This is a genomic window from Domibacillus sp. F004, assembly GCF_057814295.1.
In genome coordinates this window covers 714,912-737,622 of sequence record NZ_JBVATB010000001.1, presented here as the reverse complement: position 1 = coordinate 737,622, position 22,711 = coordinate 714,912, and the positions used below count along the sequence as shown (strand labels likewise).

General features: G+C 40.8%; 23 protein-coding genes and 2 pseudogenes. 7 read left to right on the top strand and 18 right to left on the bottom strand.

Translation table 11 applies throughout. The features are described from left to right. Nucleotides 1-767: 767 nt before the first annotated feature. The 10 genes and pseudogenes from ACZYRN_RS03955 to ACZYRN_RS03910 all read right to left on the bottom strand — a co-directional run bounded on the left by ACZYRN_RS03955 (nucleotide 768) and on the right by ACZYRN_RS03910 (nucleotide 8,217). Nucleotides 768-1,517 carry an ABC transporter permease gene (locus tag ACZYRN_RS03955; RefSeq protein ID WP_488910179.1) on the bottom strand — a complete coding sequence of 250 codons (750 nt, stop codon included), beginning with the start codon at nucleotides 1,515-1,517 and terminating at the stop codon, nucleotides 768-770. Continuing rightward, nucleotides 1,518-2,279: an ABC transporter ATP-binding protein gene (locus ACZYRN_RS03950; protein ID WP_488910178.1), complete on the bottom strand. Its 762-nt coding sequence runs from the start codon at nucleotides 2,277-2,279 to the stop codon at nucleotides 1,518-1,520. It lies immediately after the preceding gene. A gap of 172 nt (nucleotides 2,280-2,451) precedes the next feature. After that, a pseudogene (locus ACZYRN_RS03945) lies at nucleotides 2,452-2,628 on the bottom strand (DUF1048 domain-containing protein); the annotation flags it as partial. Nucleotides 2,629-2,856: 228 nt separating this feature from the next. Further along, nucleotides 2,857-3,195 (bottom strand): DUF1048 domain-containing protein, encoded by a 339-nt coding sequence (locus tag ACZYRN_RS03940; RefSeq protein ID WP_488910177.1) that lies wholly within the window; start codon nucleotides 3,193-3,195, stop codon nucleotides 2,857-2,859. After that, complete coding sequence (locus tag ACZYRN_RS03935; protein WP_488910176.1) at nucleotides 3,192-3,536, bottom strand: PadR family transcriptional regulator; 345 nt, start codon at nucleotides 3,534-3,536, stop codon at nucleotides 3,192-3,194. The genes ACZYRN_RS03940 and ACZYRN_RS03935 overlap by 4 nt, the downstream gene beginning before the upstream one ends. A gap of 248 nt (nucleotides 3,537-3,784) precedes the next feature. Beyond that, on the bottom strand, nucleotides 3,785-4,501 hold the full coding sequence (locus ACZYRN_RS03930; protein WP_488910175.1) for a helix-turn-helix domain-containing protein: 717 nt from the start codon (nucleotides 4,499-4,501) through the stop codon (nucleotides 3,785-3,787). 282 nt (nucleotides 4,502-4,783) lie between these two features. Beyond that, nucleotides 4,784-6,232: a DEAD/DEAH box helicase gene (locus tag ACZYRN_RS03925; RefSeq protein ID WP_488910174.1), complete on the bottom strand. Its 1,449-nt coding sequence runs from the start codon at nucleotides 6,230-6,232 to the stop codon at nucleotides 4,784-4,786. Between the two features lie 100 nt (nucleotides 6,233-6,332). Then, nucleotides 6,333-7,433, bottom strand: a complete 1,101-nt coding sequence (locus tag ACZYRN_RS03920; protein WP_488910173.1) for an NADH-dependent flavin oxidoreductase — start codon at nucleotides 7,431-7,433, stop codon at nucleotides 6,333-6,335. A gap of 18 nt (nucleotides 7,434-7,451) precedes the next feature. After that, a complete protein-coding gene (locus ACZYRN_RS03915) occupies nucleotides 7,452-7,772 on the bottom strand; it encodes an IDEAL domain-containing protein (protein WP_488910172.1) in 321 nt (106 codons plus the stop codon). A gap of 25 nt (nucleotides 7,773-7,797) precedes the next feature. Next, entirely contained in the window at nucleotides 7,798-8,217 is a 420-nt protein-coding gene (locus ACZYRN_RS03910; protein ID WP_488910171.1) for an Rrf2 family transcriptional regulator, read from the bottom strand. Between the two features lie 314 nt (nucleotides 8,218-8,531). On the opposite strand from ACZYRN_RS03910, the gene ACZYRN_RS03905 reads away from it, so the two are divergent. Beyond that, entirely contained in the window at nucleotides 8,532-9,179 is a 648-nt protein-coding gene (locus ACZYRN_RS03905; protein ID WP_488910170.1) for a hypothetical protein, read from the top strand. Nucleotides 9,180-9,264: 85 nt separating this feature from the next. Here the strand turns inward: ACZYRN_RS03905 and ACZYRN_RS03900 are convergent, their stop codons facing one another. After that, entirely contained in the window at nucleotides 9,265-10,458 is a 1,194-nt protein-coding gene (locus ACZYRN_RS03900; protein ID WP_488910169.1) for an MFS transporter, read from the bottom strand. A 183-nt stretch (nucleotides 10,459-10,641) separates the two neighbouring features. Between ACZYRN_RS03900 and ACZYRN_RS03895 the strand changes: the two genes are divergently transcribed. From ACZYRN_RS03895 to ACZYRN_RS03885, 3 genes and pseudogenes are all read left to right on the top strand, one after another. Further along, nucleotides 10,642-11,202, top strand: coding sequence for a TetR/AcrR family transcriptional regulator (locus tag ACZYRN_RS03895; RefSeq protein WP_488910168.1), 561 nt, complete (start codon nucleotides 10,642-10,644; stop codon nucleotides 11,200-11,202). Between the two features lie 100 nt (nucleotides 11,203-11,302). Further along, the gene (locus tag ACZYRN_RS03890) at nucleotides 11,303-12,679 is read left to right on the top strand and encodes an MATE family efflux transporter (protein WP_488910167.1); all 1,377 of its coding nucleotides are present in this window, start codon (nucleotides 11,303-11,305) and stop codon (nucleotides 12,677-12,679) included. 125 nt (nucleotides 12,680-12,804) lie between these two features. Beyond that, nucleotides 12,805-13,332 (top strand): annotated as a pseudogene (locus ACZYRN_RS03885) (GNAT family N-acetyltransferase). A 112-nt stretch (nucleotides 13,333-13,444) separates the two neighbouring features. On the opposite strand, the gene ACZYRN_RS03880 reads toward ACZYRN_RS03885, so the two are convergent. From ACZYRN_RS03880 to ACZYRN_RS03865, 4 genes are all read right to left on the bottom strand, one after another. Next, nucleotides 13,445-14,320 carry an SDR family oxidoreductase gene (locus ACZYRN_RS03880; protein ID WP_488910166.1) on the bottom strand — a complete coding sequence of 292 codons (876 nt, stop codon included), beginning with the start codon at nucleotides 14,318-14,320 and terminating at the stop codon, nucleotides 13,445-13,447. A 205-nt stretch (nucleotides 14,321-14,525) separates the two neighbouring features. Further along, a complete protein-coding gene (locus ACZYRN_RS03875) occupies nucleotides 14,526-15,662 on the bottom strand; it encodes a zinc-dependent alcohol dehydrogenase (RefSeq protein ID WP_488910165.1) in 1,137 nt (378 codons plus the stop codon). A gap of 28 nt (nucleotides 15,663-15,690) precedes the next feature. Continuing rightward, nucleotides 15,691-16,050 carry a spore coat protein gene (locus ACZYRN_RS03870; RefSeq protein WP_488910164.1) on the bottom strand — a complete coding sequence of 120 codons (360 nt, stop codon included), beginning with the start codon at nucleotides 16,048-16,050 and terminating at the stop codon, nucleotides 15,691-15,693. A gap of 17 nt (nucleotides 16,051-16,067) precedes the next feature. Next, nucleotides 16,068-16,274 (bottom strand): spore coat protein, encoded by a 207-nt coding sequence (locus ACZYRN_RS03865; protein ID WP_488910163.1) that lies wholly within the window; start codon nucleotides 16,272-16,274, stop codon nucleotides 16,068-16,070. A 137-nt stretch (nucleotides 16,275-16,411) separates the two neighbouring features. On the opposite strand from ACZYRN_RS03865, the gene ACZYRN_RS03860 reads away from it, so the two are divergent. From ACZYRN_RS03860 to ACZYRN_RS03850, 3 genes are all read left to right on the top strand, one after another. Continuing rightward, nucleotides 16,412-16,624 (top strand): hypothetical protein, encoded by a 213-nt coding sequence (locus ACZYRN_RS03860; protein WP_488910162.1) that lies wholly within the window; start codon nucleotides 16,412-16,414, stop codon nucleotides 16,622-16,624. Then, nucleotides 16,621-16,917, top strand: a complete 297-nt coding sequence (locus ACZYRN_RS03855) for a spore coat protein (protein WP_488910161.1) — start codon at nucleotides 16,621-16,623, stop codon at nucleotides 16,915-16,917. Before ACZYRN_RS03860 ends, ACZYRN_RS03855 begins: the two co-directional genes overlap by 4 nt. A gap of 116 nt (nucleotides 16,918-17,033) precedes the next feature. Beyond that, nucleotides 17,034-17,954, top strand: a complete 921-nt coding sequence (locus tag ACZYRN_RS03850; protein WP_488910160.1) for an MBL fold metallo-hydrolase — start codon at nucleotides 17,034-17,036, stop codon at nucleotides 17,952-17,954. 61 nt (nucleotides 17,955-18,015) lie between these two features. On the opposite strand, the gene uvsE is transcribed toward ACZYRN_RS03850, so the two are convergent. The 3 genes from uvsE to ACZYRN_RS03835 form a co-directional block, all read right to left on the bottom strand. After that, complete coding sequence (uvsE, locus tag ACZYRN_RS03845) at nucleotides 18,016-18,987, bottom strand: UV DNA damage repair endonuclease UvsE (protein WP_488910159.1); 972 nt, start codon at nucleotides 18,985-18,987, stop codon at nucleotides 18,016-18,018. 84 nt (nucleotides 18,988-19,071) lie between these two features. Then, nucleotides 19,072-21,609 carry an EAL domain-containing protein gene (locus ACZYRN_RS03840; protein WP_488910158.1) on the bottom strand — a complete coding sequence of 846 codons (2,538 nt, stop codon included), beginning with the start codon at nucleotides 21,607-21,609 and terminating at the stop codon, nucleotides 19,072-19,074. A gap of 157 nt (nucleotides 21,610-21,766) precedes the next feature. After that, nucleotides 21,767-22,516, bottom strand: coding sequence for an alpha/beta fold hydrolase (locus ACZYRN_RS03835; protein WP_488910157.1), 750 nt, complete (start codon nucleotides 22,514-22,516; stop codon nucleotides 21,767-21,769). Between the last annotated feature and the right edge of the window lie 195 nt (nucleotides 22,517-22,711).

Genomic DNA, 22,711 nt, shown 5'->3' with positions numbered 1-22,711 from the left:
CCTAACATCTATCCTTTTTGTACAACATATGACCTCTTTACTACAACAACACCAAAGTTTTTACCACAACAAAACCCCATAAGTTACTTCAACTAAAGCACCCGTTACTTTAAGTACATTTCTTCACATACTTAACTTTTATTTCAAAAATGCTGTCCCGTTTTTTCAATAAGAAATAGAGATTTTTATACTCGCTCATAACTCATTTATAAAATTCTAAATTATTCCGTACTTTTTTAATGTAAATTTAAGACCATCTTTACTAGACTTTTTGGTAAAGGCTAGTGACTTTGAAATTCCCAACTTCCCTTTTGCCAAGGAAAGCCTTTCAGTGGATAAGATGGAATAAAACAACTTATAATCCGATTTAAGGGAGAAAAATTCTCTCTTTTCGTGCTGCCTTAAAATTTCTTCCTTCAATCGAAAAAAAACTATGAATCACATTCCAACTTAAATGTAATCCATAGTTCCTTAAGTTAATGACATTGATTATCAAAGTGGACTCTTTACTGCCAATTATATCTATGGGCTTTATTCTTTTAATTTCTCCTCCTGCGAAAGAGCACTACCCGCTGTAAATTCTTCTAAAGCATGCATGGCAAACCTCGAGTTGGATAAGTGATCGAGCCGCCACCAACCACACCATTTCCGAGGGTTTCCATGATCTCATCGATGGTTGCACCGGCATTTAAACAGCCTTCCATGTGTAGCAAATACATTCATCGGAGCGGCTGACTATTGATTTGGTTAATCCCATAATGGTGTACTTACCCTAACTGGCGTTTAAATTCTTTACTGGCGATGAAGTAAGCGATGACCATGATGCCGACGCACCAGGAAAGCGCGATCCAGATACCGTTGCCAACAGACCCTTCATACAAGAGGGCACGAATTGCATTTACGATTGAAGTCACGGGCTGGTTCTCAGCGAACACACGGACAATTTTAGGCATGGTTTCGGTGGGGACAAAGGCCGAACTGATAAACGGCAGGAAAATCAGCGGGTACGAGTAGGCTGTCGCCCCTTCCATAGACCCCGCTCTCAATCCGGGAATGACCGCCAGCCATGTCAGCGCCAGCGTAAACAGCCCGAGTATCCCAGCTACCGCGAGCCAATCCAGGATATCAGCGCTGGAACGGAAGCCCATCAAGAGCGCGACGAGGATAACCACCACGACAGTAAGCGCATTGGAAACAAGCGAAGTCAACACGTGAGCCCACAATACCGATGAGCGCTTGATGGGCATGGTAATGAAACGCGCCATCAGCCCGCTCTTTACATCCGTAAACAGTCGCAAGGAAGTGTAAGCGACGCCGGATGCGATAGCCATCAGCAAGATTCCCGGCAATAAATAATTGACGTAGTTGTCCGTGCCTGTCTCTATAGCGCCGCCAAATACGTAGACAAACAGCAGCATCATCATAATCGGCGTAATCGCCACCGTGATAATCATATCCGGGCTTCGCATGATGTTGCGCATTAAACGCCCTAGTAATACCCCTGTTTTGCTTTTCATTTACATCTCCTCCTTTTTGCCGATGATCGCGAGGAAAATTTCCTCCAATGTCGGCTGCTTCTCGATGTACTCCACTTTCGCTGGCGGGAACATCTCCTTGAGTTCGGTAAGGGTACCGGTCGTGATGATTTTTCCACCATGCAGGATGGCGATACGGTCCGCCAGTTGTTCGGCTTCCTCCAGGTACTGGGTCGTCAGCAAGATGGTCGTGCCACCGCCGGCAAGCTCCTTGACGGTATCCCAGACTTCAATCCGCGCTTCGGGGTCAAGCCCTGTGGTCGGTTCGTCGAGAAAAATGACTGCTGGCGTCCCGATCAGGCTCATGGCGATGTCAAGCCGGCGCTTCATCCCGCCGGAATACTTGTCTGCCCGGCGGTTGGCCGCATCGGTCAGGCTGAATCTTGCAAGCAGATTGTCGGCGACTTGAGCAGGATTGGAAACTCCCCGCAACTTGGCGATCATCATCAGGTTTTCCCGCCCGCTGAGCATGCCGTCTAAAGCTGCAAACTGCCCTGTCAGGCTGATACTCTGGCGAACATGATCTGGTTGACGCTGGATGTCAAAGCCGCAAATACCTACTTCGCCGCTATCGGGTTTCATCAGCGTCGAGAGGATGTTGACCGTCGTCGTCTTGCCCGCTCCATTTGAGCCCAGCAGTGCGAAAATTTCGCCACGCCGCACCTCAAAATCCACCCCCTTTAAGACTTCCTTATCTTTAAAGGATTTTTTTAACCCTTTTACAGAAATCACTGCATTGCTCATACTTTTTTCCTCCTTATAAAAAGCGCAGCAAGGCGCTAGATTGCCTATACTTTTCTACTCAGTCTGACTGATAATCTGTATTACTTACTACATAGTTAAAAATATAACTGAATAGTGTAGGTGGCACATTCACATTTGTAACCAGCTATTCAGTCGGAATTATCTATTGAATTTACTTTTTTCCTAATCGCTTCATGATACTCTGATTCAAATCTTCACGATACTTGTCGACATAGGTTTTAGCGTTTCCCACTAGTTCGTCGGCAAAGGACGCCAAGTCGTCCCTAGTGATTTCCAGCACTTGTCTGCCTTCCGCAGCACCGGCTTCGAACAACTCGATTAATTCATACAATCGAGCAGTTTAGTTAAAGAAGGACAGAGAAATGTTCAAAATAGTTTTTAATTAATTTATTACAAAGAGGAGATAAAACTGGGCGTTAATGAAATTATTATTAATAAACTTTTAGCAAAGTAAATAAAAAACAGAATATTATCAGTACGGAGCAAACTCGAACGATATTTTCGGGTTTGCGTCGTTAGTGACGTTGCTAGGCGAAAATCCACTAGGATTTCGCCGTTAGCCTCGACCAATCGTATCGTTCAACTTCGTGCGATACATGTCCTTCCAAGTTTTCTCGTCCTTCACTAGTTCGTCGCAGAAAGCGGCCACGTCCTCACCCGTGAGATCAGTGACTTTCTTGCCTTCCGCTGCACCTTCCTCGAAGAGGTCGAGAATGCCGCCAAAGATACGGCTGATGTCCTTCCAGTCGGAGGGACCACCAGAGGTCCACATATATTTTTTGATAGCGTTGTAAGCGTTGCAGTACTCACTTGGAAGTGCCTTCGCACGCGCCTCGATCGCCTTCCATTCCCGCTTGTCATCCAGACTTCCGATAATTTTTTCAATAATACTCATATTACTTCTCCTTTTGATTTTATTTTTGTTTTGAGTTCGTTAATTTTGCTTGAAACGAATTCCCATTTTTTCCAAAAAATATCAAGTTGCTCTTGACCTGCTGCGTTGAGTGTGTAAAATTTTCTCGGCGGTCCCATAGTCGATGGCTTTTTCTCGATGTCCACCAGATTGTTTTTCTCAAGCCGCATGGTAATCGTATAAACTGTGCCTTCAACTACATCAATGAAGCCAAGTTCTCGCAGCTGTTGCGTGATTTGATAGCCGTAAGTTTCGCCACGGCTGATGATTTCAAGCACACAACCCTCTAGTACCCCTTTCAGCATTTCCGTAATATTTTCCAAATTTCCCCCTCCATTTGTATTTCACTATATTTTATTCAGCACAGGTATTTTGTGTTACTGATATTTAGTATTACTGATTACCAGTATATAGTAACGCAGAATAGTATCACTTGTCAAGAATAAAACTTTTCGTCAAAAAAGCCTGTTATTACGGGCTTCATAGGCGTTTTTATCAAATTTGATAGCTCAGAATTTAGTCTGATTTTACAAAAAAATGAGCCACAGGCTCATTTTTGATAGAAATATTACTAAAAATTGATCCCTTTAACTGCGTCTTTAAACTTTTCGTATAGGAAAGACTGAATGGTCAACTTGATAATTGCCATATTTACTGCATTTTCGTGGACATCAAGGATATTTGGATCTTGATTACATGTGTCCATAAAAACTTCTCCTGTAACCTTATTTGACGATAGACGTTCACCATTTTCCAGGCCACCAAACAAAGTAGTGAAGGACACGTGATTATTCTTTTGTATGCTTTTATCAAACTCTTGTTGCGTTAATTCATACAATCGTTTACTTTGTTTTTTTGGTAATTTTATAGGGTTGGAAGTTGGACTCCAATTTTCTCGAATTGCTTTTCGAATAAACCCGTCAGGGTTTTTAACCTTTGTGGCTGATTGTTGCATGATTAGAAGTATTTCTAAGGTTCGTTTAACTCCTACAACAGATAAGATAGGTAAGATTTCATCAGTAGGAGAAGTCAAAGTAACAGCTTGATATGCTAACTTAACTAACTCTGTTACATCGACATTCGCTTCCTTAACATCATTTTGTTGTCTAATCTTGTTAATAGGCACTACATTATTTAGACTTAATAAATCATCTTCGATAATTCTCCATCCTTCTTTATCGCTGTTTCTATATGAGTTAGGAAACTTTCCTGACCGAATCCAACGTTTGACTGTTTCTTCATGTTTTCCTAATAGTTCAGCTACCTCTTTTACCGAGTATTCTTTCAAAAAAACACCTCCAAAAAAGAATATATATTTTAGGAATATATGTTCCTATTTTACTACGACTATTTGCATTTATAAAATAATTACTATAAAGGTAAGTTATTGTAGTAAATGAGGTCATTTGAAGGTCTTATAAAACAAAAAAAGTACACCACTATATATAAGTGATGTACTAATTTTTATATAATGTGTGACATTAAAGACAATCCACTACTCTTATAATAAGAATATACATTCACTTGTCTTTAATTTTACAAAGTACCAAAAGCTTTTTTCTCTTCCTGCTTATTCAACTCTTGCTTTTTGGACTTTCAATTGTTTCCCTTTGACTGTCGTTGTTTTCATTGCTTTCAAAACGATCGGCCCTTTTCCATTCAGCATCTCGACATAGGATACATTATCTTGAATCGTAATAATCCCGATATCGTCTGCTGTCACACCCGGAATATTTGCAATCGTTCCGACAAAATCAACAGCCCGAATTTTCTTTTTCTTCCCACCGTTAAAATAGAGCTTCATAATATCTTTATTCAGTTCACGGCTTTTCTCTTTTTTTAACGTTGGGCGTGCATTTCTTTTTTCTTGAAACGCAGCCTGTCCTGCCGCTATTTCTTCTTTCGACGGACGGCTTGCTTTTCGTATGTCAAATCCAATATACGACTCAATTTCCGCAAGAAATTTCCCTTCATGTGGTGTCACAAATGTAATTGCTTTTCCCTTATTGCCCGCACGGCCTGTCCGTCCCGTCCGGTGAACATAACTTTCTTTTTCAAGCGGCACGTCGTAATTGACAACGAGTGAAACATTGTCAATATCAATCCCTCTTGCTGCTACATCCGTCGCTGCAAAATAACGGAACTCGCCGCGTTTAAATTCATCCATCACAGCAAACCGGTCTTCCTGTACCATTCCTCCATGAAGCATCCCGCATGAATACCCAGATTCATCGAGCGCATGAAATAACGTCTCCACACGCTCCTTCGTCCGGCAAAATAACATGCAGCTATCCGGATTTTCCACAATAGAAATGTCTTTTAACAAGGAAAACTTTTCTTCTTCGTTTACCGTGATCACCGCATGATCAATGTTTTCTGTCGTTAAACCGGCTGCTTTCATTTCGATTTCTTTCGGATTCTTCATATAGCGGTGACAAAGCGATTCAATGTCTTCCGGCAGTGTCGCCGAAAAGAGCATCGTCACACGTTCTGATGGCAATTTTTCAATAATCGCTGATACTTGATCGATAAACCCCATATTAAGCATTTCATCCGCTTCATCAATGATCAAATATTGAATTTTTTCCGTCGCTAACGTTTCTTTTTCAATATGATCAAGTACACGACCTGGTGTGCCGACGACAACGTGTGTTTTTTGCTTTAATTCTAATTTTTGTCTGGCAAATGGCTGCTTGCCGTATACAGCCGTCGCTTTAATCCGCTTAAAGCGGCCAATATTAGTAATATCTTCTTTCACTTGCGCTGCTAGCTCCCGCGTCGGTGTCAGCACAAGTGCCTGCGGTTTATTTTCTTCCCAGTCCACAAGCTCACAAAGCGGAATGCCGAATGACGCCGTCTTGCCGCTTCCTGTCTGCGATTTTACGACGACATCTTTCTGTGCAAGTGCTACTGGAATAACGGCCGCCTGCACATCTGTCGGTTCTGCATAGCCTAACTCCTTAAGCGCTCGTTCAATGTTACTGCTTAATAAAAAGTCGTTAAATGATTGTTTATTCATTCGTTACCTCGATTGGTTTGTCATAATTGTTCTTTCTTATTATACAGAAAAACAGACTGGAATTATCCAGCCTGTTTTATTTAATCACTTTTCAAATTTATTAAACACCTGGGAACCAGCCCGGTGTATTGACAATCGCATTCCAGAGCGGATTCGGTATAACGAGTTGCTCTTGATTATTTTTGTCGATTTTTGTCCTAATCTCACCATCTTGACCATTTTTAATCTTTAAAAGCCAATCCGGTTCAATGATTAAACCTCGGCCAATCGCAATAAGCGGTACACCGGTTGATAATGCTTGGAGGGCATCATCAGCTGTATAGATCGAGCCGACACCAATTACCGGTACACTGTCACCGGCACGTTCTTGAATGATTTCAAGGCGTGTTCGAGAATCTTCAGCCCCTCTTCTTGGTTTCGACCAAAACTCACCAAGTGACACGTGTAAATAATCAAGCTCTTTTTCTTTTAATGCATCAATCAGTTCCAATGTATCAGCCATCGTAATACCCGGTGTTTCCGGCTCTTCTGGAGAAAAACGATAGCCAACCGCAAATGGTGTTTTCGCATGTTCTGAAACCACTTTTTTTACTTTATCCACAACCGCAAGCGGGAATACGAGACGCTCCCCCCATTTGTCCGTACGGCGATTGGTTTGCGGTGAAAAAAATTGCTGAATTAAGTATCCGTTTGCACCATGAATTTCTACCCCATCAAAGCCCGCTTCAATAGCGCGTCTCGTTGTTTCACCAAATGCTTCCACGATCACATCTACTTCTGCAGCAGTCAATTCACGTGGTGTTGGGCCTTCCCCTGCTGGGACAGTACTTGCGCTGACAACATCGCCATTAACCAGATTCAAAGGCACCATCCGCCCGCCATGAAAAATTTGCAAGATTGCTTTAGCTCCTTCTCCTTTAATTGCCTTGGCCAGGCGACTAAGACTTGGAATCATCTCGTCACGGTCACCGGCAAATTCACCAGGGAACCCTTTTCCATTCGATGTTACGTAGGTACAAGCAGTAATCACCATACCAACACCGCTTGAACGACGTGCGTAATAGGCAAGCTCTGCATCTGACACGGTACCGTCTTCATTCGCTGACCAGTTCGTCATCGGTGCCATAACAATGCGGTTATGAAGTTCGATGCCGCTTTTCAGCGTAAAGTTTTTAAACAGCGGCGTATATTTCTTTTTCATATATGAGTCTCCTGTCGTCTAAATATACTGCTCTTTCACGTCTTTAAGCTGGGCGATTAATCGCTCAAACCATTCTTCATCTTTCGTTAATAACGCCATATCAATTAGTTGTTCAAGCGCTGCTGCTTCTGTGACAATAGTATCCGGTACTTTTTCAATTGACTTCGACAGCACGTGAATCATCCGCCCGATGAGTTCTTTATTCACTGAATCAACGATATAGACTTTCATAATATCTTCTGGATCTTCTATTTTTATGATATATCCGTATATTCTCTGTTTATCCCATGTCTCGCCTTGCACCCATTCCCCCACTTGAAACTGCATATTGATTCCCATTTTGTTCCACCCCTTTATGAATCGTTTAACTATATGTTTTTATTTTGTCCAATACGGAGGCTACCGTAAACTGGCTTAAGTATAATTCATAACAATCTTCTGCTTGATTGAAAATATGGTCCATCACGACTTGTGTGTTAGACGATATCGGACACGTATCTTCTGGATCGCCTGTACACCAATTGGGCTGGAGTGTGCCATACGAAACGGTATGATACACGTCTGCCAATGTAATGTTCTCTGGGCCACAGCTAAGCAAGTACCCGCCGTGGATTCCTTCTTTCGTTTTGACCAATCCTTTTTTTCGAAGGGTACTCATCACTTTCCGTATACGTGCAGAGTTTGTCGCTACATTATGAGCAATCGCTTCACTGCTCGCCATATGTTCAGGCAAATTAGCTAAGTATACTAAGCTATGGACAGCAATAGTAAAATCGCTATTCATCGACATTTTCCCCCTTTTTTCGCTACATCATACTGTAATTTTATTTTATACAGTTCAAAAAGTCAATGGAAGCGCTTTTAAAAGTTCAAATTCGTCTAACGATTCGCTTGTATGCCGTCTTTCTTTCCTTTCATCATCCCATCAACTGTAGTCATCCTTTTCTTCATTATGCCAATTTCATAGAAATCTATACACTGGATCAATGATGTCCACTTTTTATAGTTAATTTTTACTATTCATTCGCGGTTTTTAATTATAAAATAATAGATGAAGGTCATTCTATTTTACTATTTTAAATTTGTCAGGAGGACAGCATGAAACATTTATTTTCTACTCTATTGCTTTTATTTTCAATTATGTGGTTGGCTGGCTGCGAGATCCATATTTCGCTTAATGAAGAAAATGATGAGCCTAAAAGCAAACCCGAACAAGCACAAGAAATAAAACCTGAAACTGCCCCGTCTGAAGCCGTAACCGAGACAGTGAAAGTAGAAGAACCACAGCAAGAAGTCGTTACAATTGAAAAACCAAAAGGAGACTATATGACCATCTCTAATGGGCAAGTTACTTTTAACGGCGGCACTTTTGTGGCATATTTTCCGGAAACGTATACAGCCCATCCTTCTCATTCCTATAATAATAATGATAACGTTCGAATGTTGACGGTTAATCCGGGCGAGGAGAATATTCATTTCCTTGTTTATTCAGGACCGCAAAACGAAACACCGAATGACTTTCAAGTAAATGAATTATTCGAAACATTGCAAGATGAGAAACAAGACAGCAATGTACATTGGTACACAATCGAAGCAGATGACGGCAGCTATATCAAGACGTTTGAGCGTACCGTTTACAATGATGGCGAGCAATTGATTGTCGGTCTTACATTTGACACATGGGATACATATAATCAATACAAAGCGCAATATTTAGCATTTAAGTCATCTGTGAAAAAGAATTAATATCGTCTCTACATATGAATGACCTTAGAACATTCTGTGCATCTTCACTCTTCAAATAAATACCTCATAAAAAAACTGCCTTCCATTAGGAAGACAGTTTTTCTTGTTTGATGGCTCCTTTTTGCCAGACGATTGTAATAAGCAAGGTCACTGCCAGCAAGATTAATCCTAATACAAATGGATAAATAATGTTTACGTCGTACAGTAGACCTGCACACGTTGGACCGAGCACGTTGCCAATGCTCATGTACATGTTGTTCATTCCCATCGCAAACCCTTGCTCGTCACCCGCTAATTTTGAAATAAGTGTATTTAAGACAGGCCGCAAAATCGATGTTGCGAGGAAGATAAGCAAGGAGATACCGAAAAATAACACGTAGCTGTTCGCAAAAACAGACAATAAAAACCCGCATGCGGCGACAGCTAAAAAGATATTCAGCACGATTCCTTCACCAAAACGGGTGACGAGGCGATCGACGACAAACAATTGCACAATCACGCTGACAATCCCGGTTGATGTCACCATAAGCGCAATATCCTGTGGGGACGCACCGAATTCATCATCGACAAACAATCCGAGCACCGATTCATATGCCATTAAACCAAAGCTCATCACAAGCGTAATGACGAGTGGAATGAAATACGGCATTTTCACCGAACGGGCTATTTTTTTCGCCATTGATTCACTGACTGGGGCGGCAGCGACGATCGGCTGCGGCTGACGGTCTGGTTCTTTTAACATGAAGACGGAAAATAAGACAGCGACAAGCGCAATGACAGCTGAAATCAAAAACGGCATTTTCAATCCAAAATCAGCTAAAAATCCACCGATGCCAGGGCCAACAACAATGCCAAATGACATCGCAGCCGAAATGAAACTATTTCCTTTCGCGCGCTGATCAAATGTGGTAATATCGGCAACATATGCAAAAATTGCTGGAACTAAAAAGGCTGCTCCGATACCGCCGATGACACGTGATGCGTACAGCATCCAAATTGAATCGAACGCGTAAAAAACAAACATGGACAGTGACAAACCAAACAATCCGAAAATAATCATTTTCCGGCGGCCATAATCATCCGCCCATTTTCCTGCAATCGGTGAAAAGACAAGTTGCGCTCCCGCAAAAATGGCGATCATAAGCCCGGCGGCCATCCCGCCTTCATTAATTGATTCTAAGTAAGCTGGCAAAATCGGAATAATAATCCCAAAGCTTCCAATTGCAATAAACATATTAACCATTAGAATAATCATTTTTCTCCGTTGATCACCAGTCATCTATCGTATCTCCTCTTTCTTCTATAAATCTTTTTTTGACATGCTTGCTTATTCTAGCAAATTGCGCTCTATTCGCCTAGGAAAAGAATCTTACATTTGAATTTCCATTTCCTTACGTATATAATGAATCTAGAACTCAAAAAACTATTTTTGTTTCAATAGTTTTATATGGAGGATTGATACGTGAAAAATCGCATTATGAAAGCATTCATCGAAGAGATTCACGACAAGAGCATGAAATTTACGATGGATGATCTCGCAAGACGGCTTGGTATTAGTAAGCGGACATTATATGAACACTTTTCGTCCAAAGTCGATATTTTAGATGCGATCATCGACTCGACACTTGCTGAATTTGACGAGCGTACGGACCAGATCATTGAAAATCCGGATCTCACGTTGCTTGAAAAAATTAAACAGACGATCGCAGTTGTCCCTTCGTACAATGAATTTTACGATCTGCGTATTTTGGATCAAATGAAGCGCTACTACCCTGCTCAGTGGGAAAAAATGAACACGGCGCTCAACCAGTGGGATGATTTGCGCGCGCTCATTGAACAGGCGATTCAGGAAGGACTTATCGTTCATACCAACGTCCCGCTCATTATGAAGTTGATCATCGACGCTACGAATGCTACGCTTGACCGGCGCTTTTTCCAAGAAAACAGCATCACGGTTACAGAAGCACTAAATTCTATCGTGGATATTCTTCTATTCGGTCTCGTCCGAAAAGAAGAAGTGTAAGCTTAGAACAGTCTGATCCCATAAAGTCAGGCTGCCTTCCTTTGCCGCAAAAAACTCAAAAAACAAAAATAGTTTTTTCATTTCCAAAAGGAGCATAAAAATGAATGCCCAACAAACAACGCTCGAAATGCTAGATAAGCAACCTGTTAGCCGTATGTTTATTCATTACTTAATTCCATCTATGATCGGTATGCTCTTGATGGCTGTCAATGTGGTCGTCGACGGGATAATGGTGGGGAACCGATTAGGAGCTGAAGCGCTCGCTGGTGTCGGGATTGCCGGACCCGTTTACACAATTTTTATTGCCATTTCACTCTGGATCGGTGTTGGCGCAGCTACTCGATATTCCATCTCGATGGGTGCGAAAAAAATAGCACAAGCACAGGCTATTTTTACGCAGGCACTTGTCCTTATTTTCATCGTCACCCTTTTCATTGGCATTACGGCTTTTTTATTCCGCGAACCGCTCGCCTATACACTTGGTGCCAATGCACAGACGTATCCTTATGTTTCTGACTATATGACCGTGCTTCTTTTGTTTGGATTTGTCTTTACGATTGAAAACGTGTTTAGTGTCTTTATACGAAATGATGGCGGGCCGAACGTATCAATGGCTGCTCTCGTTATAGCAGCCATTGCAAACATTGCGCTTAACTATTTGTTTTTATACGTGTTTGATTACGGCGTTGCCGGTGCGGCAACAGCGACTGTTCTTTCCGGATTCATCGCGATTGTTGTATTGTCTACTCACTTTTTCCGTAAAAAAAGCAATTTGAAACTTGTCCGGTTCTCATTTAAAAAACGGCTGTTTTTCATTATTGTTGCTGTCGGATTTCCAAGCTTTCTCGCTGAAATCGGCGTGTCTGTTTTCACGATTTCACACAATGTTATTTTAGAAAAGATGGCTGGGACAGCTGGGGTTACTGCCTTTTCAATTTTAAATTATGTTCATAGCGTGATGCTGATGATGTTTCTCGGCATGGGGTCTGCCATTCAACCGCTCATTAGCTATTATCATGGTGCAAGAAACGAAAAACGAAAGAAAGAAACCGTTCGAATGGCCGTCTGGATTACGATGGGAACCGGTGTCCTTTTTTTCCTTATCGGACAGTTCGCAGCACGACCGATCGTCACCATTTTTGGAAATTTCCCAGCTTCTGTTACAGAACTTGCCACAAGCGGCCTTCAATTATTTTTCATTGCCTACTTGTTTATGGGCATCAATTTCGTCATGATGACATACTATCAGTCGGTCGGCCACGTACGGATGGCGATCTGGATTACGGCTGCGCGTGAAATTATCATTATGCTGACATTGCTGTTCATATTGCCGTCACTGTTCGGCTTAACCGGCGTATGGCTCGCCATACCTCTCTCTGAATGCATCGTTTTAATGACCATTTTTCATTACCAGCGAAAGCGGCGATTTAAACAAAAGGAAAAACGGACTCCTCAACAGGAGAAGTTCGAATTTTAAATTCAAGCAATCCCGCCATTTATAACGATGGCGGGATTGCTGTTATACAAAAAACCATTAAACAAATTTGATAAAATACGGGTATCCAGAAAAAATAGATCTTATATGAATGAGGAGATAATAGAATGAGCATAACCATTAAACAAGAGCAACCAGAAGATTATAAAATGACCGAAAATGTTGTAAAGAGTGCCTTTAGAAATATGGAGTACAGTGATAAAAAGGAACATGAATTAGTATCTCGTATTAGAAAATCCGACATCTTTATTCCAGCATTATCTTTGGTGGCCATTGATAAAGAAATTGTTGGTCATATTCTTTTATCCAAAATAAAAATTATGAATGACCATCAATTTGTAGAATCACTTGCTCTTGCTCCCCTTTCCGTTTTACCAAATTACCAAAATAAAGGAATAGGTACGCTTTTAATGCTTGAAGCATAACAAAAAGCAAAAGAACTTGGACACCATTCTGTTGTTGTAATGGGGCACCCAGACTATTATCCGAAATTCGGATTCAAAAAAGCATCGTTATGGGGAACAAAAGCACCTTTCGAAGTACCTGAAGAGGCATTTATGATATTGGCGTTGCAAGAACACGCTCTTAATCATGTTTCTGGAATTGTTAAATATCCAGCTGTATTTTTTAAATAAAGACTCTGTTATAGAACGTTGTTTTACAGAGCTTAAATAAAAAGGAAAGAGAAAAGCCCGTATGGTCGGCTTTTTCCTTTCCTCATATAATATAATTCAAATACTTTCTTTTTTAAGATGTAATAAAGTCTCCTCCATTAATGTGCATCGTTTGGCCTGTGACGTATGTGGAATCATTGGAGGCCAAGTATACATATGCCGGTGCATTTTCAGACGGCTGGCCGCGGCGTCCCATCGGTGTATCCGCCCCGTGCTCCGCCACTTTTTTCGCGTCAAATGTTGCTGGAATGAGCGGTGTCCAAATAGGGCCTGGTGCTACGGCGTTGACACGAATGCCTTGTGGAGCAAGATTCGCTGCAAGGGAACGCGTAAAGGATGTAATCGCTCCTTTTGTTGCTGAGTAATCAATCAATTCAGGTGAACCTCGATACGCTGTTACAGAGGACGTATTCACGATCGCATCGCCCTTTTTCATATGTTTTAATGCGGCCTGTGTTAAATAAAACATGGAGAATATGTTTGTTTCAAACGTTTCACGCAGCTGCTCGGGTGTAATAGCCAAAAAATCTTTTGTTGGATACTGTTTGCCTGCATTATTCACGAGAATATTTAATCCGCCAAACTCGGAAACCACTTGCTCGATCAGCTTTTTGCAGTTCTCGACATCACTTATATCTGTCGCCACTTTCAATGCCTTCACACCGTATGATTCAATTAACCTCCCTGTTTTCTCTGCGTCCCCATCTTCATTCAAATACGCAATCGCAACATTCGCGCCTTCTTTCGCATAGGCGACCGCGACCGCACGACCAATCCCGCTGTCTCCGCCTGTAATAAGCGCCACTTTACCGGCTAACTTACCAGATCCTTCATACTCCTGATCATCATAAATTGGCTCCGGTGTCATTTCTGATTCAATGCCAGGCTGCTGACTTTGCGTCTGTGGCGGTGTCTGTTCATCGATTTCTTCAAATTTATCTTTTACCATATGGTATCCATCTCCATCCATTTTTTTAATGATATCAAGAGTATTCCCCCGACAAAAAGAGATAAACACTTCTTCAATTATTTTGATCCTTTACATAAAAAGAGCCCAGCATATTACCAGGCTCATTTGCTACCCCATTCATTCAAACGTTAAGTAAATTTACTATATGGTGTATTCGCACCTTTTGCCTCTATACACCATTTTTTTACGGCTTCAGCACGACTTTTATGCAGTTTTCCGTTTTTGTATCAAACATTTCATATCCTTTTTTCGCTTGATCCAATGGCAATATATGTGTAACAACATCGCTTGGATCAAATTTCCCTTCAGCAATCAGATTGTAAAGGTACGGCATGCGGTGGATAACCGGCGCCTGTCCTGTTCGAATGTTTACGTTTCGTTGAAAGATATCGCCGAGTGGAAATCCGTTATACGCTCCACCGTAAACGCCGGTGATTTGAACATTTCCGCCTTTTCGTACAGCCTGGCTTGCAATGACGAGACCACTCATCGCTCCACCGTGAAGTTTTAAGCCTGAGGCAATAAATTCGATAGGGGTCATTTTACCACTCATTCCCACACAGTCAATCACCACATCCGCTCCACCGCTTGTCATTTCTTTTAAATGATTGCCAATATTTTGTTCTTGTTCAAAATTTACCGTTTCAACATTGTTGGTTCTCTTCGCATGTTCCAATCGATAATCAACATAATCAACCGCAATAACGCGTTTTGCCCCTTTCATCCAGGCAAATTTTTGTGAAAGCAATCCCACTGGACCACATCCAAGAATAATGACTGTATCGCCTTCTTTTACTCCTGCATTGTCGACACTCCAGTTTGCAGTAGATGCCGCATCTGCAAGCAATACAAGTTTCTCATCTTCAACTTCGGAGTTCTCCGGGATTTTGAAAGGTGTAAAGTTTCCATAAGGAACACGCATATACTCTGCCTGACCGCCCGGATAGCCGCCAGTTGTGCCGCTATATCCGAAGTAGGCACCCATCTCCCCATTATCATTTGAGTTGTCGCATTGACTTTCTAATTCATGTTTGCAAAACCAGCATTCTCCGCAGCTTATGTTAAAAGGAATAATGACCCTGTCTCCCTTTTTCACCTTTGTTACTTCCGGGCCGACTTCCTCTACAATACCCATTGGTTCATGGCCGATGATATAATCTTTTTGTAAATTAGGAATCATTCCGTGAATTAAGTGCAAATCTGATCCACATATCGCCGTCAATGTTGGTTTAACAATGATATCATCCGGTTTTTGAATACTGGGCGCTTGTACTTCTTTCACGACGACTTCTTTCACACCTTGGAACGTAACAGCTTTCATTAGTTGATCTCCTCCACAATGTTCATTATTATTTCGGCGGGGTTGGGAACAACCCTTTTCGATTTGTATTGCCTGGGAAGAGCGGCAGCTTACCGATATCGACAGCTGTTTGGGCAGATTTCAAGTCCAATTTTACTTGTTCATCCACGTTATAAGGATGCAGCCAGCCTTTATGCATCATGAGTTCTGTTACTTCCCCATGTAAATCTATTGCTTCTTCCAAATGTTTTATAAGCACGGAGCGAACTTCAGGAGTGGGAGATTCCGTCAATGCTACCGCATAATATCTCACGCCGTTTTTAACTGACAGTAAAAATTCAGTTGCTATTCCTGTATCGGCAAGTTCGGGCATACCTACTGAGTTTATTGGATCTAAATAATCGTTCATTTTTTACCTCCAATAGTTTAATAAGTTTTGGCTCCAGTGTAGAGGCTTTGGAGTTCATTCAATTGATGAATCGATTGTTTCACGTCTTTTTCCATCATGGCTTTCAAATCACTGTCAAAGCAAACGCCTTGAAACGCTTTTGATTTAAGTATGCATACCGTTTTTAAATTCACCAGCTCATGTATTTCCATTGTTTCGTGATAACCTAAACCCTTTTGTGCCATCATTTCACCTCCACGTATAGTAACGTGTGTATTTTCCCCTGTAACTCTTTATTTTTATACAAGAACCTGGTGTGAATAATAGTGCTCAAAGAAGGCAAGATAAAAAACGACCGTGACTAGTAGAAGGAGTGAGAAAAGTGGAAAATCCATCGACTTTGGGACAACATGAAACATTGGAACTTCATGAACTATTAGTGTTAAAAAACCTCTGTTTAACGAAATCGAGTACTATGAGTACATTAGTTGAAGATCAAGAGCTTAAGGATATTCTTAACAGTGACGTCAGCACAGGAAAATATCAAATCCAACAATTACAGGATTTACTGAAAATAGGAGGGACACCATCTTGAATGGGTTGTTAAAAAACATCACTGGAATGAGTGGAATGACAGATCAAGTCATCGCGACAGATTTTTTACTTTCCGCAAAAACAGGTGTAAAAAATACCGCATTTGCTCTTACGGAAGCCGCAACACCTGAAGTAAGAACGGTGCTGAGAGAGCAATTGATGGCTGCGATCGCCACACACGGAAATATTTCAAGCTACATGATGGCGAAAGGGTACTACCATCCGTATAATGTTGACGAGCAAATCCAGGTGGATGTAACAGCAGCGCAAACAGCACAAAGCTTAACTGACTAAGGAACAATAAGATAAATCATCGGCTGATCAGAGATCTCCTCAGTCTTTTTTTGTTCGTGTTATTCCTGACACCAATTTGGGTAAATATAAAGAGATCATGGGAGGAGGAAATGCAAATGGAAAGAAGTTCTTCAACGGAAAGAGTCCTTCCAGTTACCTCTAAAAACAGTAGCAATGGGGAAGAAATTACAAAAGATGTTTACTGCTATACGATCCAGATCGTAAATGTTTGTTTTATCGGTGATCCTGCCAAAAGCAATGAATGGACATTAATTGACGCCGGAATGCCAAACTCAACGGAGAAAATCCTTTCTGAAGCGGAAGAGCGCTTTGGATCTGGTCATCGATTAAAAGCCATTATTTTAACCCACGGGCATTTCGACCATGTCGGTGCTGTCATTGATTTAGCCGAGAAGTACAAAGTGCCTGTCTACGCACATGAATTTGAGTTCCCTTATTTAACTGGAAAAATGGATTACCCGGAGCCCGACCCTTCCGTAGAAGGCGGCCTTGTAGCGAAAATGTCTTCACTGTTCCCACATGAATCCATTAATATCAGAGAATACGTAAAGCCTCTTCCTCACGATGGCAGCGTCCCTGAAATGCCTGACTGGCAATGGGTACACACCCCAGGACATACAACCGGGCATATCTCTTTGTTCCGGCAAGTGGACCGTTTGTTAGTAGCAGGTGATGCGTTTGTGACGGTTAAACAAGATTCGCTCTATAACGTAATCACACAGAAACCAGAAATAAATGGACCCCCGCGGTATTTTACAACAGATTGGCCTGCAGCATGGGAATCCGTTAAAAAGTTAGACGCGTTACAACCATCTGCTGTCATTACCGGGCACGGCTCGCCCCTATCCGGTGAATGGCTGACAAAAGGTTTACACAAGCTTGTCAGTGAATTTAACCAGATCGCTATTCCTGATTACGGAAAGTACGTGAACGAAGAGAAAGAGTATGCTGTATGCAATAATGAATTGTTTAATCAAGAACTTAAAGCTATTGTTGATGATACAGAGCATAATTAACGAAAAGGCGGCATAAATGAATGAATCATTTATGCCGCCTTTGTTTTCTAATCACGTTTACTCATCGTATATAAAAGCTCGCTCCACCTGCGGATTCAATTCCTGATTCTTGACTCAGATCTGTCATTAATGCAAATAAAGCATCATCTTTTCGTTTTGCTTCAATCATGACGTCCATTTGTGGAAGGCTGCCTTTCACTTGATTAAGAAAATTCATAAATCCTTTTACCTCGATAAAATCCGCATGGGCCCTGAACTCTTTTTCAGACTTCGGGCTTGAAATATGCATTTTTAAAGGGAGTTTCGACTTTTTCCATGTTTCTACAATACGTGTCCATTCGTCTTCCCACCTTGTTCCTTCTTTATGGTTAGCGAGATGATGATGATAATCGAATACGCAAGGGATCCCTAGCTTTTCGCAAAGATAGAGTGTTTCCTTTAATGTAAAGGTTTTGTCATCATTCTCCAGCATAATCATCTGTTGCAGTGACACCGGAACAGTACCCCAGTTATTAATAAACTGTTCTAGCGCCTTTTCCTTATCCTTATAAGCGCCTCCAACGTGGAGAACACAGCGATGTTCCGGTTCTATTCCCATTCCTTCAAGAAGTGCTTTATGCATATTCAGCGTTTTAACCGCATTTTTAAACACATCGATTTTCGGCGTGTTCAGCACGACAAAATGATCAGGGTGAAAGTCAACACGCATACCGGGATGCCTTTGCAGGTAAGAGCGTATTAGGTTTAGACTATCCGTAAGTGGCTTCATATAGTCCCAACCCGCAAGATCAGGGTGGTTAGCCAGCGGTATTAATTTAGAGCTCAACCGAAAAAATTCAATATCATGAGCAACGTTATGCTGCAGCAGCCGCAAGCAGTTCGTTAAATTAGATATGGCGATTCTTTCTAGCTTGCTTATGGCCGCTTCCCTGTCTTCATTCTTTAAAAAGTGAGTATAGGTCATCGTTTGAGAAGGAGAACCGTTCTTCACATTCATGCTCATGGCAGCATAACCAAGACGGACTAACGTCATTTCCTGCACTCCTTCGCTGGTGTATGATCTTCTTTATGTTATCCAACAATTAGGTAGCCATTCAGGAAGGACCTTACATACCAATCATTTTAAATCAGTCTGACGAAGAAATTGTTCTAAGTCCTTTTTGCAAAGCGGTTTACTAAATAAATAGCCTTGCATGTGATTGCACTCATTCTTCATCAAAAATTCTTTTTGATGTTCTTCCTCAACGCCTTCTGCTACGACCTTTAACCGGAGACTGCGGGCCAGGTTGATGATAGCTTCCGTAATTTCAGAATGACGGTAGTCTTCCATAATGTCTTGAATAAATGATCGATCAATCTTAAGACAATCTATCGGTAATGTTTTTAAATAACTTAACGACGAATAGCCTGTTCCGAAATCGTCAATTGAAATGGTCACACCGTATTCCTGCATCTCTCTTAAAGCTTTGATCGTTTCTTCTAAATTGTAAAGTAATGTACTTTCCGTAATTTCTATTTCAAAATATTTAGGTGCTAATTGGCAGTCAGAAAGGATATTTTTTACCCTCCCGATCGTATAAGTAGGATCAAGAAATTGTTTAGCTGAAAAGTTAACGGCCAAATGAAGTGGCTGCAATCGCTTTTTATTCCACTCGCTTACTTGCGAGCAAGCTTGCTTCATGGCAAATTCCCACAATGAATGGATCAATCCTGTTTCTTCTGCAACAGGTATAAACACGCCCGGTGATACAAATCCAAGTTCTTTGTCTGTCCATCTTAACAATGCTTCTACTCCTGTTACAACATTTTCCCTGGCATTTATTTTCGGCTGATAGTAAACTTCAATGTCTCCTTGTTCAATCGCTTTTCTCAAACGTACTTCGATTACCAGTTTCTCTTTATTCGCTTTGTTTATTTCTTCATTATAAACGACTACTTGATTGCCGCCTTGTTTCTTCGCTGCATACATTGCGACATCTGCACAGATCATGAGTGCCTCTTTGTCTTTTGTATGTTCCGGATATAGACTCATCCCGCAGCTCGCTCCTACATTTACTTCAATTCCTTCTATGACATAAGGCTGTCTAATAGCCGCAACAATGTTTTCTGCCGTTTTCTTTACTTCCTCTATTCCAACGTTGCGAAATAAAATAACAAATTCATCTCCGCCTTGTCTCGTCAAAACACTTTTTTGGGCAGGGAGAAAATCGTTGATCCGCTTGGAGATCAGCTGTATGAGCTGATCTCCTCTTGCATGTCCCAGGGAATCATTCACATCTTTAAACCGGTCTATATCGAGAAATAAAACACCAATTTTTCCGCCTTCGTTTTCTGCATTGTCAATCATCTCATTCAGCTTTTCTTGAAAATATCTTCTGTTAGGCAGCTCAGTCAGCGGATCATGATACGCTTGGAATTGAATCACTTCCTGGCTCTTTTTTAAATCCGCAACATAGGTCTGCAAGGAATTTGACAGAGCATTTACATTTTGCGCGAGATGTCCGAGCTCGTCTTTGCGGTTTAAATAAATCTTTTTACCAAAATTGCCTGCTGCAATCTCGTTTACCCATTCAACGATATATCCGATTGGTTTTGTAATAGAACGAGAAAACACAAAACTCGTTCCGAAGACAATTAAACTAAATAGAAAAGAGAATAGCAGATGCTTTAACAATTCATTTTTCAGCTGTTCCTCGATGATGCTGTAATCGTAAGCTAATCCGATCACATATGGTTCCGCCGTATTTACGTCAATCGGAACGAGCGATTTCTGGATATTTTTATTATTTATTTCCTCAATATACGTTTGCGTTTCTCCTGTTTGGATCGCTTTTTGAATTAGCTTTTTATCTATTTGCTGATTATTGTATTGATATGTCCCATACCAAATAGGCTGATCCGCAATCCGAATAAAGCTTTCTCCATTTTTATTAATCACTCTGTTCTCTTGACCAAAATATTTCGGGTTAAAGACGGTCAGTTCCAGTACGCCCTCAAGTTCTCTTTTAAAACGATCCATTACATCTTTTGGCCCGAATTGCTGCTCGTACTCTAATACTTGGCTGTCACGTAAATAAGGATCGATAATATAATTGGTCGATCCATCATAATAATATCCCCACTTGTCTATGTGATTAGGATTACTTGCTGCCACTTCAATGGGACCAGACCAATAATGGGGCAGCACTAAGCCTTCTGCAGCGGTGACAGGCGATAAAGCAAAGAGCTGCTGAAAAGCATCGTACCAGTACCCCCATTCCTTCGTTGACATATTTATTTCATGTGGATCGGACGATTTTACACCGACGATGTCATCTTCTGTCTGCGCTAATAATGTAATATGAGAAATCATTAACTCATCCGCAAGCATTCTCAACTGTTCATTCGTTACATCTTCATGATTTGGCGGCAACGATTTTTGTATAGCGAGAGCGGCGGTTCTTAATTCTCTTCCAATAATATTTTCCACATACAAGGATCCTTCTTTTGCGTTCTCTACTTGATAAGAAACTTCCTGAGTAATCAATGCTATTTCTCTTTCATTGTATTCGAGTAACGCATTTTTAGATCGTATATAATGTAAGGTACTATTGGCGATTAAAATAAATAAAACCAATAGGGTAAAAATCAATGGCCATTTTTTCTTTATTGACATCCTTTCATATCCCCTCCCTGCCGCGATTAAAAAATGGATGACTTGACGTGCATGTTACTAAACTATTTTGCCACCATCCCTTTTTCTGTAATTGTCATTATAACGTACATATATAAGCAACATGTAGTTCTTTTGCACTGTAATCATTTACATTCATCTACACTTTTTGTTTCGTTTTTTTAAGAAATCGTTTAAATACATACATAAACTGTTCTGGCTGATGAATATGAGCGGCATGACCCGCCTTTTTTAATTCCTCATATTCAACATGAGGTACATAATGTTTCAATTCAAAAAGTGTTTCTTTATACAATTCATCATATTCCCCCATCACCCATAAAATGGGTGAATTTATTCCTTTTAATGCGTTTCTTGTATCGAACTCAAGCTGTAGTTTAGTGGCTTTTTCCAGAATAGCAGGATGGAGCATTGAAGCATATTTCAGGAAAATAGCTTCCGAATCTTCATGTATTTGTTTTTTATTTGGATTTAATGATTTCGCATATCGCTTCAGCCATGTCGTATAGTCAAATTCTTGTTTTTCTTTATATAGTTGAGTACGTTTCGTGTGTAATTTTGAGGGGACATTGCAAAAGTACCCTCCTACAAATGTCAAACTTTTGACCATATCGGGATATTTTTTAGCAAACGCCATTGCGAGTATACAGCCAAAACTTAATGTACATAGATGAGCAGCCATTATTCCATTATTTTTATAATGGCTATAGAGCTGTTCCAGCAAGAGCTCTAAAGAAAAAGGATGTTCTTGTCCTAACGTATCCGGATCATAAAAGTCGTAAGCAATCAACTTGTATTGATCTTTTAGCTCCTCCATCTCATTTTTAAATGCATGTTTATTTCCAACAACTCCATGTAAAAAAATAATCGTTTCTTTCACTTTAATCATCCCTCTTGTTCCTTTTTTCATTTTTATCTTTGTACATCATCATATCAGATTAACTCTGGATTATAGCAGCTATTCTATCTTGTTCAGATGAAAAATGCTCTGTCTTCCTGCGGCTTTAAATGGAGATACATGTACGGTTTTTCCTAAAGCCAATGCTCTTAACTTTTCACTTTTTTGAAAACAGAAGATAATAGG

Coding starts and splice junctions, on each gene's coding strand:
- ACZYRN_RS03955 (WP_488910179.1), bottom strand. CDS start 1,517: ATGAAAAGCAAAACAGGGGTATTACTAGGGCGTTTAATGCGCAACATC.
- ACZYRN_RS03950 (WP_488910178.1), bottom strand. CDS start 2,279: ATGAGCAATGCAGTGATTTCTGTAAAAGGGTTAAAAAAATCCTTTAAA.
- ACZYRN_RS03940 (WP_488910177.1), bottom strand. CDS start 3,195: ATGAGTATTATTGAAAAAATTATCGGAAGTCTGGATGACAAGCGGGAA.
- ACZYRN_RS03925 (WP_488910174.1), bottom strand. CDS start 6,232: ATGAATAAACAATCATTTAACGACTTTTTATTAAGCAGTAACATTGAA.
- ACZYRN_RS03920 (WP_488910173.1), bottom strand. CDS start 7,433: ATGAAAAAGAAATATACGCCGCTGTTTAAAAACTTTACGCTGAAAAGC.
- ACZYRN_RS03915 (WP_488910172.1), bottom strand. CDS start 7,772: ATGGGAATCAATATGCAGTTTCAAGTGGGGGAATGGGTGCAAGGCGAG.
- ACZYRN_RS03910 (WP_488910171.1), bottom strand. CDS start 8,217: ATGAATAGCGATTTTACTATTGCTGTCCATAGCTTAGTATACTTAGCT.
- ACZYRN_RS03905 (WP_488910170.1), top strand. CDS start 8,532: ATGAAACATTTATTTTCTACTCTATTGCTTTTATTTTCAATTATGTGG.
- ACZYRN_RS03900 (WP_488910169.1), bottom strand. CDS start 10,458: ATGACTGGTGATCAACGGAGAAAAATGATTATTCTAATGGTTAATATG.
- ACZYRN_RS03890 (WP_488910167.1), top strand. CDS start 11,303: ATGAATGCCCAACAAACAACGCTCGAAATGCTAGATAAGCAACCTGTT.
- ACZYRN_RS03880 (WP_488910166.1), bottom strand. CDS start 14,320: ATGGTAAAAGATAAATTTGAAGAAATCGATGAACAGACACCGCCACAG.
- ACZYRN_RS03875 (WP_488910165.1), bottom strand. CDS start 15,662: ATGAAAGCTGTTACGTTCCAAGGTGTGAAAGAAGTCGTCGTGAAAGAA.
- ACZYRN_RS03870 (WP_488910164.1), bottom strand. CDS start 16,050: ATGAACGATTATTTAGATCCAATAAACTCAGTAGGTATGCCCGAACTT.
- ACZYRN_RS03865 (WP_488910163.1), bottom strand. CDS start 16,274: ATGGCACAAAAGGGTTTAGGTTATCACGAAACAATGGAAATACATGAG.
- ACZYRN_RS03850 (WP_488910160.1), top strand. CDS start 17,034: ATGGAAAGAAGTTCTTCAACGGAAAGAGTCCTTCCAGTTACCTCTAAA.
- uvsE (WP_488910159.1), bottom strand. CDS start 18,987: ATGACGTTAGTCCGTCTTGGTTATGCTGCCATGAGCATGAATGTGAAG.
- ACZYRN_RS03840 (WP_488910158.1), bottom strand. CDS start 21,609: ATGTCAATAAAGAAAAAATGGCCATTGATTTTTACCCTATTGGTTTTA.
- ACZYRN_RS03835 (WP_488910157.1), bottom strand. CDS start 22,516: ATGATTAAAGTGAAAGAAACGATTATTTTTTTACATGGAGTTGTTGGA.